An 18,893-nucleotide genomic window follows, 5' to 3' on the forward strand; every position below is an offset into this window, starting at 1 on the left:
TGCAGTTGCAGTTGCAGGCCCGAGCGCAACCGCACAGCGGCAGAACGATCATCGTGAGATCTTTCTGACCCCTACGTAACGTCAACGCAGCGGGAGTGCAACCCCGACGCGGCACCGTGGCGTCATGGCCAGCACACCGCGATTTCTCCAGGGCGTCTTCCCGTTCACCGGGCACGGGCTGAGCAAGCCCGAGTCGATAGATCCGTCGACCAGGTTCGTCGTTCCATCCGGGGCTACCGCTCAATCGCTGTACTTTCGTGGCGGCAATTCGAGCGAAGAGCTGGTGGTCGTGACCTTGCTGAGGGACGGGCAGCCCATGCGGATGTTCCCCATGGGCTCCAAGAGCGGGGTCAACATCGCGCTTCGTGTCGTCGAGGACGTGGATCCGGATTCCGTCCTCGAGCTCGTCGTGGCGGCACCGGAAGGGACGACCGGCGAAGTCGTCGTCGACTTCGGACTGGTGCTGATCTGATGAGTGCAGACGCGATGGGTGGCGGGAAGACCGGCGTGAGGAAGTTGCTCGTAGTCGGGAACGGTATGGCGGGCGCACGCACAGTCGAGGAGATCCTCAAACGCGGCGGAAGCACACTGTTCGACATCACGATGATCGGCGACGAGCCGTACGGCAACTACAACAGGATCATGCTGTCGCACGTGTTGTCCGGTGAAGCCGGCATCGACGACGAAGATCTGCTCCTCAATCCGATGAGCTGGTATCGCGAAAACGGTGTCACGCTCTATGCGGGCGACCGTGCCGTCTCGCTGGATCGGTTCGCCAAGTCCGTGGTGTGTGAAAGTGGTCGAACTGTCGCGTACGACGTCCTGATCATCGCCACCGGTAGCAACACGTTCTTTCCGAACATGGACGGGCTTCGTGAGAGCGACGGTCGCCTCGCCCGCGGGGTGTTCGGATTCCGGACCATCGCCGACACGAACGGCATGTTGCAGATGGCGGAGGCTCAGGACGACGTCGCTGCGGTCGTGATCGGCGGCGGACTGCTCGGATTGGAAGCTGCGTACGGTCTTCGAACGCAAGGCTTGGACGTCGATATCGTGCACTCGCCCGGCCACCTGATGAACCAGCAGTTGGACGAACGCGGTGGACGGGTACTGCGCAACAAGATCGAAGCACTCGGCGTCGGTGTGCACACCTCCAAACGCACAACTTCGGTGTTGCGTACCAGCGAGGGCGCAGTGGCTGGTGTGGGCTTCAACGACGGCACCTCACTTGCCGCCGACATGATCGTCGTGACCGCCGGAATCCGTCCCAATGTCGAGTTCGCACGCGGGGGCGGACTGGTGATCGAACGCGGAATCGTGGTGGACGATCAACTGCGCTGCGAGGACGAGGGGTCGATCTTCGCAGTGGGTGAATGCTGCCAACATCGCGGTGAGGTGTACGGCCTCGTAGCCCCGCTCTGGGAACAGGCCGTCGTCCTCGCCGATCATCTGACCAATGCGAATCCTTCTGCCGCATACCATGGTTCACGCCTGACCACCAAACTCAAAGTGGCCGGTGTCGACGTGGCAGCAATGGGCGTCAAAGGGCCGGAGCGTGAGGACGACGAGTTCGTCCAGTTCTACGAACCACGCAGCGGAACGTACAAGAGCGTCGTTGTCCGCGACGGCAAACTCATCGGTGCCACGCTTCTCGGGGACATCAGCAAAGCGAACTTTTTGACGCAGGCGTTCGACGAGAAGGTTCCGCTCCCCGAGGAACGAATCAGCATGTTGTTCGACATGGGAACCCCGACAGCGGCAACCGGTGCAGCCGAACTGGCCGACGACGTCCAGGTGTGCAATTGCAACGGCGTCACCAAAGGTCAGATCGTCGCCTGCGTTCACGCAGGTGCCACGACGATGAGCGACGTCACCGCCAAGACCCGCGCAGGTAAGGGGTGTGGTTCCTGCAAAGGCCTCGTCGCCGATATCTTGGCCTGCGCTGCCGGAGGCGCGGTCGCCCCCGACCCCGCCGCCGACTGGTATGTGCCGTCCATCCCGTTGGCCAAGCCTGCCTTGATCGAGATCATCCGCGCGCGCGACCTACGTTCGGTGTCGCAGGTGTTCAGCGAACTCGCTGCAGGTGGCCGCGAAGATGCGAGCGCGAAGATGCCACTCGCCTCTTTGCTGCGAACGATCTGGGGACCGGACTGGGTAGACGAACGGGGTGCGCTCTTCATCAACGATCGCGTCCACGCCAACATCCAGCGTGACGGCACCTTCTCGGTCGTACCGCAGATGAAGGGCGGGGTCACTACCCCGGATCAACTTCGCAAGATCGCCGACGTCGCCGACAAATATCACGTTCCGCTGGTCAAGGTCACCGGCGGGCAGCGCATAGACCTGCTCGGAATCAAGAAGGAGGATCTACCCAAGGTCTGGGGTGACCTCGACATGCCGTCCGGGTTCGCGTACGGCAAGAGCATGCGAACCGTGAAAACGTGCGTCGGCAGCGACTTCTGCCGCTTCGGCCTCGGCGATTCGACGGCGCTGGGAATCGCACTCGAAGAGCGCTTCCAGGGACTCGAGACCCCCGGCAAACTGAAGCTTGCCGTCGCCGGATGCCCGCGAAACTGTTCCGAAGCACTGTGCAAGGACTTCGGTGTCGTGTCCGTCGGCGAGGACAAATGGGAGCTCTATGTCGGCGGAGCCGCAGGTGCCCACATCAGGAAGGGCGATCTACTGGCCATTGTCGTCGGCGGCGAAGAAGTTCTGCGGATGGCCGGGATCTTCATCCAGCACTACCGAGAGACGGCGCAGTGGCTCGAGCGAACATATGCCTGGGTCCCCCGGGTCGGGTTGGACGAGCTTCGACGAGTTCTGGTCGAGGACGGTGACGGAATCGTCGCTGGACTCGAACAACGCATGCAAACATCGGTGGACGGGTACCGGGACCCCTGGCAGGACCGGGCCGAACCCAAGTCGCCTGCGCAGTTCACACCGTCCTTGCCGCTCCTCCCGCTCCCCCAGGTACCGGTCCGATGAGCGTGCCGGTAGGTCCTGTCGAAGACCTGACACCAGGTGAGGGCCGCGCCTACGTCGTCGACGGCAGGCAGGTAGCGGTATTCCTCCTCCAGGATGGGAGTGTGCGCGCCATGGACGCGGTGTGCCCGCACAAAGGTGGGCCATTGGCGGACGGTCAAATCGACGGCTCGATCGTGATGTGCCCGATGCATCAATACGCGTTCTCTCTCGACGACGGCACCTGTCCGAGCGGAATTACCTCCGTACGAACGTATCCCGCAGTAATCGTCGATGGAAAGGTCATGGTGGAGGTGTAGCTACACCCGCATTTCTTTCGTGGGGCTTACGACTGGGCCGGCTTGTAGAACATGATGTGCGGTAGGTACCAGGGTAGCTAGATAGTCTCGAGTCACCGCAGATCGTCAACTTATCTGGCATGGTCGAGAGATGGACAATCGCGCCGACTCGAGTTCAGACGCCATGGGTGACGGGGTGCCGACCCGACCGTATGGCGCCGCTGAGGCACATCGAAACCTGCGCCATCAGCGTGCCAATCGGGTGAGCCGCGCCTGGAAGCAAAGCCTGGATCCGGGCCAACAATCTGCGGTGCTGTCGTGGGCTTCATTCACCGCTACCTTCGCCGTGGTCCGCGCACTGACTCACTGGATCAAGGATGGTCACGGCCCCTCTGGTGGCGGTATGAGCATGGGCGGTAAACACTTTCATCATTACAACATCGGTATAGCAATGCTTGGGGGCGTCGGTGCGATTGCTATTCGCGGTGCGGAGGAGCACCGGCGACATCCGGTAACCGCATTGAGTTACGGCGTAGGCGCGGCGCTGATCGTTGATGAGCTCGCGCTGCTTCTCGATCTTGAAGACGTCTATTGGGCCAAACAGGGCCGACAAAGCGTCGATGCGGCGATAACAATTATCGGTGCCGGAGGCCTGGCCATTGCTGGTTTCGCATTCTGGCCCGAAGCACGCAAAGCACTGCGGTAGCACCATACAAACTCGCCGACGTTTCATAACGAACGAATTGTGACGTTTGGTCAAGATGATCTGCCGCGGGGATTTCGGACACTGGAGATGGTTCAATTCTCCTCCCGTTCGGCGAACGACAGGCTCCGCCCGGTGAGGTTCCTGCCATGTCGTGGAAGCACCCCGCCGTATCTGGCCAGCCACCTATCTATCGGCATCTCAGCTAGCGACTCTCGGCCCGCACCGCTCGAAGTTGCGAGACGGGGCCGGCCCACGAGGTCTGCATCGTCCAAGGCAAATCAACATGTTTGCTCGGGTGCTGTTGTGTCATTGGCGCGGGAGCGTGGCTCTAACGGTGATTTTCATCGGCGACCGCACTTCGAGGTGGGTAGTTCGGGCCGAATCAGTTCACGGGCGGCGGGACGATGCGTATTGATCGCGGCGGGACCCTCGACGCGCGACGCACGCATTTCACTCACCCCCCGGCCAACGCCTACCCTGTTCCAGTGAGCGATTCAGACGACAACGCACGGCTCGATGCCGCGGCAGCGTTCTTGCAGGAAGATCGCCTCAAACTCTTTGCATTCACGGTCGCGGAAAAACACAACGAGTATCTTTGGGTGCTCCGTGCCTTCGACATCGCCCGCGCCAACTATGTCGTTCTTCTACATGCGGCCGAGATTGCGGACACGCTGGCCAAGAATGCGCCCGAGGACGCAAGGCTCACCCCGGCCGAAATCGCACCGCTGCTCGAGCAACTTCATACCTGGGAGCTTCTCGAGCGCAGCTACGACGGCTCACGCGCGGCCACCTTGGCCGAATACCGCAACCGCCATTACGTCTACCAATTCAGCCAGGCCGGCTACAAGGCGTTTCGAGCCGTCGAGGACGTGCTCGGTGCCAGGCTCGACGACGCATCACTGTCCCGGCTCGTCCTGCCTGAGCTGCTCGCCGACATGCACGAATTGGCCGAGGCGAACCGTCAGGCCGACGGCGACCGCATCTACCGCAAGCTCAGCCGACTCGACTCGACCCTTTCCGAAATGGCCACTCGGGCGGCACATTTCTATCTGGTCCTCGGCGACCTCGTCCGCACCACCGAGATCACACCCGAATCGTTTCTGGTCCACAAAGATGCACTCCTGACGCATATGCGTGAGTTCAGCTCGGACCTGACGCGGTACGCCCCGAAGTTGGCGGAGGCCATTGCCGTCGTCGAATCGACATCCATCTCGACGCTGATCGAGCGTGCCGCAATCAGTGACGAGCGGGTCTTCCTGACCATCGATGAGCGTCGTGCCGACTGGCAGGCGCGGTGGTCGGGTCTGTCTCATTGGTTCGTGGCTGCGGAGGCCGAACTCAGTGAGTCCGAACGTCTACGTGAAGGCACGATGAGCGCCATTGCCGCGGTGTTGTCGCTGCTTCGACGGGTAACCGAGACGCGCAGAGGTGGTGTGAGCCGCGAGAGTCAACTCCGTCACCTCGCAGGTTGGTTCGCCAACACCGAAACCAAGGATAGTGCGCACGCACTCTTCCATGCCGTGTTCGGTCTCGGCAGACCCCGTCATCTGTCCATGGTCCACCCGGATGCGGACATCATTCCCGCATCTCGATCCTGGTGGGAAGCCTCTCCCGTCGAAATTTCTCGCACCTTGGCGGAAACCGGTCGCGCGCCGTCGCCCGGCCTGCCTGGCCGCGTTCAACGCAACGATGGCGGAATTCGTCGCCTCCGTGAACAGCAGCTCGCCGCGCAACGCACTCGCAGTGCCGCAGCTCGATCTTTGGCCTCGGTTGGTGTGTACGACCGGACGCTGAACGAGGAGGAGACCGAAGTGTTGCTGAGCTTGCTCAATGCGGCGCTCACTGCCCGGGTCCGGGTGAGTGGTCGTACGTCCGGCTCGACGGGTTCGGACAGTGGTGTGAAATTGACACTGACCGACTCCGAAATATCGACAGTCGTCAGGACGACGCGTGGACGGTTACATCTGGATCGGCTGCAACTCGAGGTTGCGGATGTGACGCGCCGGTGAGAGCACGCGAAATACCTTCCCTGGCACTCGATTCCTATCAACGTGCGGCGCGCGTTGCGTTGGCGAACCATCTGGTGACGGCGACGTACCCGGACCGTATCGCTCTTCCACTTCTCCGTAGATGGGCAACCGAGCTTCGCGAGGATCTTCTCGAGTTGTTCGGCTATCGCCTCGAGGTCACCGAAACGACAGCCCGCTTGTTTCCGGTTCTCGACGCGCTCGATTCGACCCAGCCTGCCCGAACCGCCTCGGACCGCGTCTTCGATCGACGCAGGTACACCTACCTGGCGTTGGCCTTGGCTGCGCTCGGCCGAGCAGGCAATCAGATCACGCTCTCCGAACTCGCCGACCACGTCGCCGCCGAGGCAGGCCAGGTGGACGGGGTGGAGCTTGCGACCGACCGCGCTGCGGACCGAGACGCGTTCGTCGACGCTGTCGGCTGGCTGGCCGCGCGGGGCGCAATTTCGCTCGCCGATGGTGATGCAGGCGGCTGGGCGAACAATCCCGCTTCGGGTGAGGCTCTCTACGACATCGAGCGATCGGTGGTCGTGGCGATGTTCCGTCCCCCCAGAGCCGTGCAGCACCTCCGGTCGGTCACCGGTCTGCTCGTGGGATCCGACGAGCAGACCGAAGACAGCGAAGAGGAATCCCGGCCGCCGATAGATCCCAATGAGACTCTCCGAAAGGTGCGTCGCGCGTTGGTCGAGCATCCCGTCGTCTATTTCGACGATTTCGATCGGGACGGTCGCACCGCACTCGCTGCAGTACGGACAGTCGCCGACGTCGAACTCCTGACCGGTCTGATCGCCGAGCGTCGCGCCGAGGGCGTCACGTTGATCGATACATCCGGGCGGATGTCGGACCTCCGATTCCCCAGCACAGGAACGATCGCTCAAGTCGCGCTGCTTCTGGCCGGTGAGATATCGGACCGGGTGATCGACCCCGATGCCCTCGAATTGCCACGCCATCCGATTCCGTATGACAGCGACCTGATCGACCTGGTCGACTCGGCGATACCTGGAGGTGGGGTGTTCGACGACCTCGCCGAGTTCGGTGGGCGAGGTCGAACCGGTGAAAACTCTACTACCGAGCTCTACCCTTTCGTGGAGAACAGTTGGGTGAACGGCGCGGTCTCCGACCTGGTCGAGAGGTACGGACGCACGTTCGCGGCCCAATGGCAGGCCGACCCGATCGGTCTCGGTGAGCGAGCGGTCGGCATGCTGCATCGACTCCGGCTGGTGCACATCATGTCCGGCGGGATACTCGTTCTACCCGTCATCGCTCGCTACCGCGATGTGGTGATCAGTGTGCGAGACCGGGTACCCCAAGATTCTCTCTTCGAGACCACAGAATTCGACGGCACAGAACCGAGTTCGCATTCTCACACCACGGAAACCGAGGCGCACTAGATGACCGCACATGCTCAGCGCTTCCGCCCGACCCGCGCCGGAATCATCAATCTGTGGGACTACCGCGATCAGGAATTCTCCTTTGCCGACGGTCGCCTCGTGCTTCGTGGACCGAACGGTTCTGGAAAGACCAAAGCGCTCGAGGTTCTGTTTCCCTTCGTGCTCGATGGACGAATCGAACCGAGGCGGTTGAACCCGTTCGCCGGTGAAGAGCGCACGATGAAGTCCAACCTCCTCTATCGCGGTCAGGAGAGCGCGCACTCCTATGTATGGATGGAGTTCGGGCGGGGCTCACGCGAGGATCCCGAGTCCGTCACCGTCGGTATCGGAATGCGCGCAAGTCGACAGAACGACAAGGTCACTCGCTGGTACTTTGTCGCCGATGGCCGTGTCGGCGTAGACTTTTCGCTCCTGGGTTCCGATGATCGGCCGCTGACCAAGAAACAGCTTGGCGATCGACTCGGCACCGACGCGCTGACCGACCGGCCGGTCGACTACCGAGCGGCCATCGACGCTCGGATGTTCGGTCTCGGCGCGCAGCGTTACGACCAATTGATCAATCTGATCTTGACGTTGCGTCGTCCGCAACTGGCGAAGAACCTGGATCCCAAGGGACTCTCTCAGGCACTGACCGATGGTCTGCGCCCGCTGGACGAGCAACTGGTTCTCGAAGCAGCGCGCTCGTTCAGTGACATGGAAGAGGTCGGTCGCGCGCTCGAAGGCTTGACTCGGGCAGATCAGGCCGCCACAACCTTCGTCGGCGTGTACGCGAAATACCTTCGAGTGCAAGCTCGCTCGGACGTGGAACAGATCAGCCGCAGACTCGAGTCCGTTACCCATGCAACCACGGCGCACTTCGCGGCCGCGGCGCTGAAGGAACGCCGGCTGTCCGAGCGCGCTGCCGCCGAGAAGCGATTCGACGACGCCGAACGAGGCCTGGACCAAGCTCTTGCCGACCGCGAAACACTGCAGCGATCGAGTGCCTACGAGGGCAAACAACAACTCGACGATCTCGCCGAATCGGCAGCGAAGCTGAAGATCTCCGCCGCCCAGCAGTCCGAGCGTGCCGGTAAAGCGCAGGCGGATCTGGCGCAGCGTTCCACCGAGGCCATCGACGCCGAAAGCTCGGTACGCGACTCGGTCGCCGCACTGACACGCGCCGAGGACGATCTCCAGATTGCGGCCGAGGACGCCGGCATCGCGTGGGCGTCGATGCCGGCCAGTGCGCGCACCGACCAGTTCAGCACGGCACTGCGCGGTCATGCCGAGGAACGTGACGGTGATGTGCGCGCCGTCCGCGAAGCGCTCAGCACCGTCGAGAAGGCGATGACCGAACGCGCCCGTGCAGACAGAAGCGCCTCTCGGGCAAGAGAATTGCTCGAAGCTGCTCGCGCGTCGGTCACCGAAGCCGAAGCTGCCGTGGAGTTGGCTCGTGCGCAGTATGCGTCGGGACTCCGGTCCTGGTGGGCCGAGAAATCGACCCAGTACTCGGCTGCTGGAATCACCGTCGCCGCATTCGATTCCCTCGACGCTGCGGTACCTCACATCGGAGAGGACGACGCACCGAGCCTGGATGCCGTCCTTGCTGAGGCTTCGGCCGAGGGCCTCGAGAACGTGCGCGGACGGCGGACGCAAGCGGGTGCCGCCGCTGCAGCGCTGACCGAAGAACTGGCATCGATGCGTGCCGAACATGACCTCGTCACTGCTCAACGCGACGATGCTCCCCCACCGTTCGCAGCTCGTACGTCCTCGCGTGACGGGCTTGTCGGAGCGCCGTTGTGGCAACTCGTTCGATTCGCCGACGGCGTGGAACCTGCTGTAGCTGCTGGTGTCGAAAGCGCATTGCAGGCCGCGAACCTTCTCGACGGATGGATCTCGCCGACCGGCGCTCTCGGGTCCATGGAGTCGGACCAATTTCTGGTCGGCGTACCGAAAGCCGAGCGTCCGACGGGCCGCACGCTGGCTGACGTCCTCGAGATCGAACCTGGAACAGACGTGCCAGAGGCCGTGGTGCGCGATGTACTGACCTCGATCGCACTGCTGGAGGAAACTGGCGCATCGAAGAATGCGGTGACCTCGATCTGCATCGACGGGCGCTACTGGCAAGGCGTTCAACGGGGACGTCACGTCAAGCCGGATGCGGAATACATCGGGGCTACTGCCCGTGCGCGTCGTCGGGCTACGCGGCTCGCCGAACTGGACACCTCGATCGAAACAGCCGGCATGTCCTTGGCGGCCGCCCGCGAAGAGGAGCAGTCGGCTACCGAACTCCTGCGCCGCCTCGCGGTTGCTGCGAAGAATTTGCCGAAGGTCTCCGGAATCGTCAAGGCGCAGAAGACTGTCACCGAGTCGGCGGGCGCCCTTCGTACCTCACAGGCAGGTTCCACGGCCGCGGACAGTGAGCTCGACCAGGCTATCGCGGAGCTCTCGGCGAAGGAGAGACACCTGCGGAGTACCGCGGTCGCCCACCGAACTCCCCATAGTGCACGGGATATCGACTCACTCGCTGCAGCGATCCGACACTTCGAGAATCAGGGTGGTCTCGTCCTTCGTCGCCGAGGCGAACACGTTCGCGAAGCCGAGCGGGCACGCGAAGCACAGAACCGATTGGAAGAATCCACCGGCCTCGCCGAGGAGTTGGCCGAGGAGTCCGCGATCGCACAGGAAAACCATCTCCAACAGGTTCAGCGGTTGGACATTCTCACCGAGAAACTCGGCTCCACCGCCGAACAGATCAACGCCGACCTGGAGAAGGCACGCGAAAAGATCGAAGCATGCAAGGTCGAGCAACGCGCAGCACGCAAAGCGGACAAGGAAGCCGGAGAGGCGATCGGTAAGGCCGAAGGTGCATGCAACACAGCGCAGGAGGGTCTGCGCGCCGCACTCACCGAGACTCTCGACGACACAGCACGCCTCGCCCCGTATGCCCGCAAAGATCTACTCGCCATCCTTGGTGTGCACGAGCTCTATTCCTGGCCCTCGTCCGACTCCGCGTGGCTCACTGTCGAACAGATCCTCTACCGAATTCAGAGTGCCTCGTCACCGGATGACGAGATTTCGGTGCTGCCACCGGTGGTGCACCAACTCCACTCGGCGCTCGACGAGGCCACCGCGTCGGTCAAGGCCGGCGACTCCTACCGCAAGAGCACGCGGACTGCGTTGACCGGTGCTCTGCAGGAATTCGACTCACAGCTGGCGTCGTCCGGGCAGGACTACCGGTTGCAGTGGGATGCACCAGACGGACTGACCATCGTTCGTGTGCAGGACGAGCAAGGATTCACCTCGGTCGGCGAGTTCGCTCACCGTATCGGTGACGCGCGGTCGAATCAGGAGACGTTGCTCACCGAACACGAGCGTCGAATTCTCGAGGATGCGCTGTTGACCGGCTTGGCGCAGCAGATCCACGAACGCACCGTCGATGCCCGCGAGCTCATCGCGCAGATGTCTTCCGAGATGAAGCGACGGAAGATGTCCTCTGGCAACACGATCGGTGTGCATTGGGTCCTCGCGGACAATCTCGACGAAGGCGCACGAGCGATCTCGAAGCTACTCGATCGTGACGCGTCCGGACTGAATTCGGACGACCTCGCCTCCATGCGAGCACATTTCGCGTCCGAGATCAGAATCGCGCGCGCGGCACACCCGGAACGTTCATACCCCGAGATTCTGTCCTCCACGCTCGACTACCGCCGTTGGCGGGTCTTCTCGTTCACGCTCATTCGCGGCGACGGTACCGAGGATCGCCTGACGGTCGCGCGACACAGCGCGTTGTCCGGCGGTGAGCAATCGGTGTCTCTACATCTACCGTTGTTCGCGGCCGCGCACGTCATGCTGTCCTCGGCCGATCCGCACGCACCCCGGTTGCTGGCACTCGACGAAGCCTTTGCCGGCGTCGATGACAACGGTCGTAGTGAACTGCTCGGGCTCAGCGTGCAGTTCGATCTGGATCTGTTCATGACGGGCTACGATCTGTGGATCACCTACTCCGATGTCCCCGGGTGTGCGCACTACGACCTCGCGCATTCGACAGCGGAAAACACTGTCAGCGCAGCGTTACTCGTCTGGGAGAACGGTGAACTGTTCGCCGAACACGATGGTTCCGATCTAGCCGCCGCTCTGGGTTCGCCGTTGACACGACGCGTGCCCACTCACGCCGAAGGCGGTCTCGAATTTGTCCGGTAACGAAGAACTCGGATGGCGAAACACGCCGGAACTCGACGCACTCTTGGCCGCCGCGCGCAAGAAGTTGGAGTCGAACTACCTGAAGGTCGGTGGCAACATCACCGTGCACCTGGGTGAGCCGGCAGAGCTGTGGCGATTGTGCAGTGCAATCTCTCGATCCAGTACCGGCCTGCACAGCCGCGCCCAGACTACGAAACTCGATCTCGCCCGTTTCGACGAATGGCTTACCCACCCACGAAACGGTGGGATCGGCCTGATCGCAACTCTCGACGCCGTCGCTCCGCTACAGGACAGAAAGCAGATCGCATCCGACAAGGCCGAGGTCAAGGCCACTGCACTCGCCGATGCGCGGGCTCTACTCGCCGAAACAACCGACGACGACTGGGCCGAGCATTGGTTGTCCTCGTTGCTGAATCAGGACGGCACACTCGGAGGACGCGTGGCCGTCGACGCCCTACGGGTGGCTGCACGGGTGTTGGCGTGCCTTCCCGTCGACGGCTTGTCGTTGACCGAACTCGCCGAATACGCGTGCGGGGACACCAAGGCGCTGTCCTCCGGTGGTGCCCCACGTCTCGTTCTCGACGCACTCTCGCTCCGCGAAGGGATACCCCGTCCAGTCGACCCCGTCGGCATTCGGCTGCTGTGGGAAACCGCCGGAGTCTCGGTCGACGCACTGTCCAGCCGGGTTCTGGTGTTCGGGTATCGAGTCGACGAAACGCATACCGTCGGACGGTGGCTGAACGACGCTGCAGACGCCGGGATTGCGTTCCCACTCACCCTCGACATGGCCTCGCGCGGCCCGCTCACCAACGTCGCAGATCGAATTTACGTGTGCGAGAACGTCGCAGTCGTAGCGGCAGCCGCTCGATCGTTGGGAAGTCGTTCTGCGACTCTCGTCTGCACCGATGGCCAGCCGTCGGCTGCGCTGCACAAACTACTCTCGGGCGTGCGGGCAGGCACCGAACTTTTCTGGCGCAACGACTTCGATTGGCCAGGCCTGCAGATGACCGCCCGCGCCCGCTCGCGCTACAACGCAGTCCCGTGGCGGATGGATGCGCAGTCGTATGTTCGTGCGCTCGACGCGCGAAATTCCGAACCGTTGAAAGGTCATCCGGGGCCGAGTGAGTGGGATCCTGATCTTGCGGCGGCGATGCACGAGTCGGGCCGCGCGGTAATGGAAGAGCGTCTCGTGCCCGACCTTCTCCTCGACCTGGCGTAGTTCTATGGGGACGGTTGATCCCGGGTGCCGAAACGCCCCGGGATCACAGCCGGTTCGAAAGGCGTATCAGCGTAAAGGCACGCCGAGGAGTGCGTCGACGGCGTCGGCGAATGCACCGGGAGCGGTGGTGTCCGATCCCCCGCGCTCGACGGCGAAACTTGCCCACGCATCAAGTGCATCGAGAGCCCTCGGTGTGTCCAGATCGTCGGCCAAGTGCTGACGTAGGCGAACTACTGCGTCGTCGGCGCTGGCGGCCGACCCCAGTGCAGCTGCCTTGCGCCACAACGCCAACCGGGTATGTGCACGTTCGAGAACTTCGTCCGTCCACGGACGATCCTGACGGTAGTGCCCGGACAACAGACCCAACCGAACTGCAGCCGAATCGACATTGTCGGCGCGAAGCTTCGACACGAACACGAGGTTGCCGCGACTCTTCGACATCTTCTCGCCGTCCAGACCGATCATCCCGGTGTGCACATAATGCCGAGCGAACCGACCGCCACCGGATACAGCTTCGGCGTGCGCGGCCGAGAACTCGTGGTGCGGGAAGATGAGGTCGCTGCCGCCACCTTGCACATCGAAACCGGTCCCGATGCGATTGAGCGCAATTGCCGAGCACTCGATGTGCCAGCCCGGCCGGCCAGGACCGAACGGAGACGGCCACGACGGCTCACCCTTGCGCTCTGCACGCCACAGGAGAGCATCGATCGAGTCCTTTTTGCCTACTCGGTCCGGGTCGCCTCCACGCTCGGCGAAGAACTTGTCCATCGTCGCCCGGTCGTAACCCGACTCGTAACCGAACTCGGGCGTGGCGTCCGCACGGAAATACACATCGGGATACTCGGCGTCGTCGACGACATATGCCGCACCCGAGGCGACCAGCTTCTCGACCATGTCGATGACCTCGTCGATGGATTCGACAGCACCGATGTAATCACGCGGAGGCAGAACTCGAAGCGCCTCCATGTCCTCACGGAACAAGGCGATCTCACGATTACCCAGGTCGATCCAGCTTTCGCCGTCGCGGTCGGCTCGTTCGAAAAGTGGGTCGTCCACATCGGTGACGTTCTGCACGTAATGCACCTCGTGACCCGCGTCGCGCCACAGTCGGTTTACCAGGTCGAACGTCAGATATGTCGCGGCATGACCGAGATGCGTCGCGTCGTACGGGGTGATTCCACACACGTACATCTTCGCCACTTTGCCGGGTGTGACCGGTCGCACTTGCCGATCTGCCGTGTCGTAGAGCCGGAGCGTAGGCCCCTGGCCGGGGATCGAGGGAACGGCTGGTTCGGACCAAGACTGCATGAAGACGAGCCTAACGGAGAGGCTTCAGAAGGCGGGCCACGGTATCGGCCTGCTCGATCGCGGCTCCGGCATCACCGGATGTGCCACGAGCGCACGGGCTCGGCCGAGCAGGGCCTCGATCTCCTCGTCGGTGATGTGCCCACGAATTCGTGGTTCGACGACAGTGGCGAACGACTCTACGAAAGCGACGACGTCGGACATCGCAGCGTCGTCGATAGCGGTGCCGGCCCAACCCCACAGCACCGTTCGAAGCTTGTTCTGCGAGTGCAGACAAATGCCGTGGTCGACGCCGTAGACATATCCGTCCACCCCTTCGAGTGCGTGGCCGCCCTTCCGGTCGGCGTTGTTGATGAGTACATCCAGCACAGCCATCCGCTGCAGACGAGGATCGTCGGCATGAATGAGCGAGACTTCCTCGCCATCGCCGTCGTAAGCCTGCATGACCGGTATCCATCCGGTCGGAACGAGGTCCGGCCTGCAGATATCGACCAGGTCGAACGTGCGGCCGTGCTCCCCGTCGCGGTCCGGCGTGTCGATCCACCGTTGCACCATCCCCGGGCCGAACGGACCGTCCCGAAGAATCGTGGTCGGAATCACATTCCAACCCAAAGAGTCCGACACCTCGTAGGACGCGATCTCTCGCCCGGCCAAGGTCCCATCGGGAAAGTCCCAAAGCGGCACTTCTCCGCGAACAGGCTTGTAGACGCACCGAACCGTGGACGTCTCACCGTCATCCCCGGTGCCCGTTGCCTCGCAGACCAACGTCGCGTTGCTGGCCGACACCACTCGACCGATGATGGTCAACTCACCGGTTTCCATCACCTTGCGGCCCGCGAACGGCGGCCGGTCTTCGGTCAAAGCTCTTCGCCAAGTTCGCCGACCGAACCGAAGGTGGCGTCTCGTTTGTATCCGTTCGATCGAATACAGGTGTGTCCGTCTTGAGTCAGCGGCTCACCACACAAGGGGCACGGCGCACGGCCGGCAGCGATCACCCGCTCGGAACGAAGTGCGAACTCCCGGGCCGCGAGCGGCGTCAGGAAGACCCGGACTGCATCAGGACCTTCGTCGGTGTCATCGAGGACGACAGACTCGTCGACCTCGACCTCACTGATAGCCAGGAGTTCTACCACCACCGCGTTCGCATCCGCGTCCCAGCCCAGACCCATGGTCCCGACCCGAAACTCGGTATCGATCGGAGTCATCAACGGACTCGTGTCGCCCAGTTCGGTTTCCTCGGGCGGGAACTCCGCGCCGAACCTTCGTTGAACTTCGTCCAGCAGCAAACCTATCCGGTCAGCGAGAACCTGCACCTGCTGCTTTTCGAGCGCGACCGAGACGACGCGAGCGTCGTGGACTGCCTGCAGAAAGAACGAACGATCGCCTGGCTCTCCCACGGTTCCCGCGACAAAACGATCAGGGGTGCGGAAAACATGTATTGCGCGTGGCATTGCACCTCCTGGAGCTACATTCTCGGACCCGAAAACTCGGACCCGAACTTCATTATCCGCTATCGCCGGGCCTACGTTCCAGAACCGCCACCGGGCACCGCGTCGGAGTCCATGCTCGACGCCGTCGGCACCGCAGGTACCAACGCGGTCAAGTCGAGGCCAGTGTCGTTCGTCCGAAGCACGAACGGCCTGGTCGAGCTGTACCGGACGACACTGACAGAGGCAGGATCGGCGACGATACGTTGGAACGAATCCAAGTGGCAGCCCAATGCATCGGCGAGGATCGATTTGATGACGTCACCGTGTGAGCACGCCACCCAGAGGACGTCACGGCCGTACTCCTCGGCGAGACGCGCGTCGTGTTCCCGGATTGCGAAGACTGCCCTCGACTGCACCTGAGCCAGTCCCTCGCCACCAGGGAATACCGCTGCGGACGGGTGTTGCTGGACCACCTTCCACAGCGGTTCCTTCACTAGATCCTTGATCGATTTTCCCGTCCACGACCCGTAATCGACCTCGATCAGCCGTTCGTCGACCGTCGGAGTCAGACCGCGCCGGGCGGCAAGAGGTGCCACCGTTTGCTCACACCGCTGCAGCGGTGAGTGCACGATCTCCTCGACCGGGAGCCCGCCCAATCTCTCCGCAACATGAGCGGCCTGTTCCAGTCCGCGTTCGTCGAGTGCGACCCCGGACGACCGCCCTGCCAGAGCGCCCGCAGTATTCGCCGTCGAGCGGCCGTGCCGCAGCAAGATCACCGTCATGGAACCCAGCCTAGGGCGTCTGACGAATCAGGTGGCCGACACCACGCCCGCAGACAGCAGCGCCATCACGCCGATGCCGAGCACGATGCGATAACCGACGAACCAGTACAGCGAGTGATTCGCAACGAACTTCAGCAGCCATGCGATCGAGGCGTAGCCGAGTGCGAACGCGACGATGGTCGCGACCAGCAACTGTGGGCCGGAGGCGTTGAGACCTTCACCGGCCGGCTCGAATGCATCGGGCAGCGAGAACAGGCCGGACGCAGTCACAGCCGGTATGGCGAGCAGGAACGAGAACCGCACGGCTGCTTCGCGTTCGAGGCCCATGAACAGGCCTGCACTTGTAGTGGCGCCCGACCGCGACACCCCGGGAATCAACGCCAGACATTGCGCGGCACCCATCACGAGCCCGTCCCGTGTAGTGATCTTGTCGAGTGGTCGCTTCTTGGAACCGAGGAACTCGGCGACTGCGATGACGATGGCGAACACGATGAGCATCGTTGCGATGAGCCACAAGTTGCGGGCCCCGGTTCGGATCTGGTCTTTGAACAGGATCCCCAACAGCCCGATCGGGATGGTGGCAATGATCACGTACCAACCGAGCCGATAGTCGAGGTCGCGCGCAGCCTTGTCGAGTATGCCGCGGAACCATGCCTTGACGATTCTCACGATGTCGCGCCAGAAAAACACGAGCACCGCCGCTTCGGTTCCGAGTTGTGTGACAGCTGTGAACGAAGCTCCTGCATCGGACCCGAAAAAGACGCTCGAGACGATTCGTAGGTGTCCTGACGACGATATCGGTAGGAACTCGGTCAACCCCTGAACTGCGCCGAGGATGACTGCCTGAAGCCAACTCATGGACTCACCGATCATCCTCGAACCTCCCCGAAGGTCGACGAGAGCAGAGGGGTTCGGCTGAGGAAAGGTGCGCAATTCACGGCCCGACGGTACCTGGCGCGGCTCGCCCGGATCGACCGACACTCGCACCGCCGCCACCGGCGCACTACTCTGCTCACCTGGCGCCGTTTTCGTGATCGACTCAGAAAACCGACACCATCACAATCGACAAGGAATGTTGAAAACTATGAAGCAGCGATCAGTCGGCTCCAGTGGCCTGCGCGTGTCGAGGATCGGGCTCGGCACGCTCGGATGGGGCAGCGGCACCGACGGTGACGACGCGGCTGCCCAACTCGCTGCCTTCGCCGACGCCGGGGGAACACTGGTCGACACCTCACCCGTATACGGGGATGGACGAGCGCAACGAGTGCTCGCGGAGGTCCTCGACGACGTGGTCCCGCGCTCGAACCTCATCGTGAGCAGTGCAGCCGGTATCGAAACCGCGAGCGGCCACTACCGCATCGACTGCTCTCGGCGCGCACTACTCGGCCAACTCGATGCGACGCTGCGTGATTTGGGTACCGACTACCTCGATCTGTGGCAGGTGGCGGCGTGGGATGCGAGCACGCCCGTGGACGAGATCGCGTCCACCTTGGACTACGCCGTATCGAGCGGAAAAGTCCGCTATGTCGGAGCACGTGGCTATCTCGGCTGGCAACTCGCGACTGCGGCTGGAGCCGCGAGCGCAGGCCGCATCGTCGCCACGCAGGCCGAGTATTCGCTTCTTGCTCGCGGGATCGAGGACGAACTGCTGCCGGCCGCGCGTCATCACGGTGTCGGCATCCTCGCTGCCGTCCCTTTGGCCGGCGGAGTACTGACCGGAAAATACCGAAATGGCACGCCGGCGGACTCGCGAGGTGCCGACGATCTCCACGCAGGATCGCTTGCCGGTTACCTCACCGACGCTGCCGTCAACGTCGTCGATGCGGCCGTCATGGCCGCAAGTGGCCTGCAAACTTCACCTCTGGCAGTGGCCTTGGCCTGGGCACGCGATCGCCCGGGTGTGAGCTCGGCGATAGTCGGAGCCAGGGACCTCGCGCAATTGACCGGGGTACTCGTCGCGGAAGACCTCGAGTTGCCTGCGGCAATCACTTCGGCGTTGGACGACGTCAGTAGCTGACCGCGTGCCTACGCCGTCACGTTTTTCCGCGTCAGGATCCGGTCGAGGATCGACCCGACGCGCCGCAGAAACGACCGTGGGCTCGTGCTCAGCTCGTTTGCAACTGTCACCGCGTCGCGGACGGCGGCGACGATACTGCGCTGATCGGTCAAATCGATTTCGGTGGCCGACTGCTCCACGACGGCGATGACGTCCGACTTGCTCGGGACCAGCTCGCGCAGATCGTCGCGATATATTTCGACGTACAGCGTGGACTTGTGCACTCGAAACGCGAACTGTCGGCCGTCCAGGTTTCGACCGAATCCATTTGCGTGTGCCCCGACGGTGATTTGTTCGATGGCGAATCCTGACGCGTCCGACAGTCTCGCCGATCCACAAGCAACTAGGTAACCAGGGTCACAAGAGGTCGCTGTCCTACCAGAACCAACATGGCTACCAGCTGTAACCGAGCGATGAGAACCGTCCGGTCGACTGAAATCCTCGGTAGTTACCATCTCGACTCCTCGTTCTTTTCTATGAAAACACGGTACCGCCACCTCGCCTCGACCGCACTCGGGTAGTCCGGGAGTGTCGA

The 18,893-nt window shown here is 62.7% G+C and carries 15 protein-coding genes; 9 read left to right on the forward strand and 6 right to left on the reverse strand.

Going from position 1 to position 18,893, the window contains the following annotated elements; all coding sequences use genetic code 11:
- Window positions 1-124: 124 nt before the first annotated feature.
- From E5720_RS00230 to E5720_RS00265, 8 genes are all read left to right on the forward strand, one after another.
- Window positions 125-472, forward strand: a complete 348-nt coding sequence (locus E5720_RS00230) for a molybdopterin oxidoreductase (RefSeq protein WP_136169007.1) — start codon at window positions 125-127, stop codon at window positions 470-472.
- On the forward strand, window positions 472-2,985 hold the full coding sequence (gene nirB, locus E5720_RS00235; RefSeq protein WP_247596104.1) for a nitrite reductase large subunit NirB: 2,514 nt from the start codon (window positions 472-474) through the stop codon (window positions 2,983-2,985). Before E5720_RS00230 ends, nirB begins: the two co-directional genes overlap by 1 nt.
- Window positions 2,982-3,281 carry a nitrite reductase (NAD(P)H) small subunit gene (locus E5720_RS00240; protein WP_136169008.1) on the forward strand — a complete coding sequence of 100 codons (300 nt, stop codon included), beginning with the start codon at window positions 2,982-2,984 and terminating at the stop codon, window positions 3,279-3,281. Before nirB ends, E5720_RS00240 begins: the two co-directional genes overlap by 4 nt.
- Before the next feature lie 130 nt (window positions 3,282-3,411).
- Window positions 3,412-3,966, forward strand: a complete 555-nt coding sequence (locus E5720_RS00245; protein ID WP_247596105.1) for a hypothetical protein — start codon at window positions 3,412-3,414, stop codon at window positions 3,964-3,966.
- A 533-nt stretch (window positions 3,967-4,499) separates the two neighbouring features.
- Window positions 4,500-5,975, forward strand: coding sequence for a TIGR02677 family protein (locus E5720_RS00250; RefSeq protein ID WP_348769852.1), 1,476 nt, complete (start codon window positions 4,500-4,502; stop codon window positions 5,973-5,975).
- Window positions 5,972-7,384, forward strand: a complete 1,413-nt coding sequence (locus tag E5720_RS00255) for a DUF2398 family protein (RefSeq protein ID WP_136169010.1) — start codon at window positions 5,972-5,974, stop codon at window positions 7,382-7,384. The genes E5720_RS00250 and E5720_RS00255 overlap by 4 nt, the downstream gene beginning before the upstream one ends.
- A complete protein-coding gene (locus tag E5720_RS00260) occupies window positions 7,385-11,566 on the forward strand; it encodes a TIGR02680 family protein (protein WP_136169011.1) in 4,182 nt (1,393 codons plus the stop codon).
- The gene (locus E5720_RS00265; RefSeq protein ID WP_136169012.1) at window positions 11,556-12,785 is read left to right on the forward strand and encodes a DUF2399 domain-containing protein; all 1,230 of its coding nucleotides are present in this window, start codon (window positions 11,556-11,558) and stop codon (window positions 12,783-12,785) included. Before E5720_RS00260 ends, E5720_RS00265 begins: the two co-directional genes overlap by 11 nt.
- A 66-nt stretch (window positions 12,786-12,851) precedes the next feature.
- On the opposite strand, the gene mshC is transcribed toward E5720_RS00265, so the two are convergent.
- From mshC to E5720_RS00290, 5 genes are all read right to left on the reverse strand, one after another.
- Window positions 12,852-14,093 (reverse strand): cysteine--1-D-myo-inosityl 2-amino-2-deoxy-alpha-D-glucopyranoside ligase, encoded by a 1,242-nt coding sequence (gene mshC / locus E5720_RS00270; protein ID WP_136169013.1) that lies wholly within the window; start codon window positions 14,091-14,093, stop codon window positions 12,852-12,854.
- 24 nt (window positions 14,094-14,117) lie between these two features.
- Entirely contained in the window at window positions 14,118-14,912 is a 795-nt protein-coding gene (locus E5720_RS00275) for an SCO1664 family protein (RefSeq protein ID WP_168708402.1), read from the reverse strand.
- Between the two features lie 35 nt (window positions 14,913-14,947).
- Window positions 14,948-15,541 carry a DUF3090 domain-containing protein gene (locus E5720_RS00280; protein WP_136169015.1) on the reverse strand — a complete coding sequence of 198 codons (594 nt, stop codon included), beginning with the start codon at window positions 15,539-15,541 and terminating at the stop codon, window positions 14,948-14,950.
- 71 nt (window positions 15,542-15,612) lie between these two features.
- Complete coding sequence (locus tag E5720_RS00285; RefSeq protein WP_136169016.1) at window positions 15,613-16,302, reverse strand: histidine phosphatase family protein; 690 nt, start codon at window positions 16,300-16,302, stop codon at window positions 15,613-15,615.
- A gap of 27 nt (window positions 16,303-16,329) precedes the next feature.
- On the reverse strand, window positions 16,330-17,172 hold the full coding sequence (locus tag E5720_RS00290; RefSeq protein WP_210729998.1) for an undecaprenyl-diphosphate phosphatase: 843 nt from the start codon (window positions 17,170-17,172) through the stop codon (window positions 16,330-16,332).
- A gap of 214 nt (window positions 17,173-17,386) precedes the next feature.
- On the opposite strand from E5720_RS00290, the gene E5720_RS00295 reads away from it, so the two are divergent.
- The gene (locus E5720_RS00295) at window positions 17,387-18,319 is read left to right on the forward strand and encodes an aldo/keto reductase (RefSeq protein WP_136169018.1); all 933 of its coding nucleotides are present in this window, start codon (window positions 17,387-17,389) and stop codon (window positions 18,317-18,319) included.
- 8 nt (window positions 18,320-18,327) lie between these two features.
- On the opposite strand, the gene E5720_RS00300 is transcribed toward E5720_RS00295, so the two are convergent.
- On the reverse strand, window positions 18,328-18,681 hold the full coding sequence (locus tag E5720_RS00300; RefSeq protein ID WP_136172319.1) for a hypothetical protein: 354 nt from the start codon (window positions 18,679-18,681) through the stop codon (window positions 18,328-18,330).
- Between the last annotated feature and the right edge of the window lie 212 nt (window positions 18,682-18,893).

This window comes from Rhodococcus sp. PAMC28707 (assembly GCF_004795915.1).
In the GTDB taxonomy this organism is placed as follows: Bacteria; Actinomycetota; Actinomycetes; order Mycobacteriales; family Mycobacteriaceae; genus Rhodococcoides.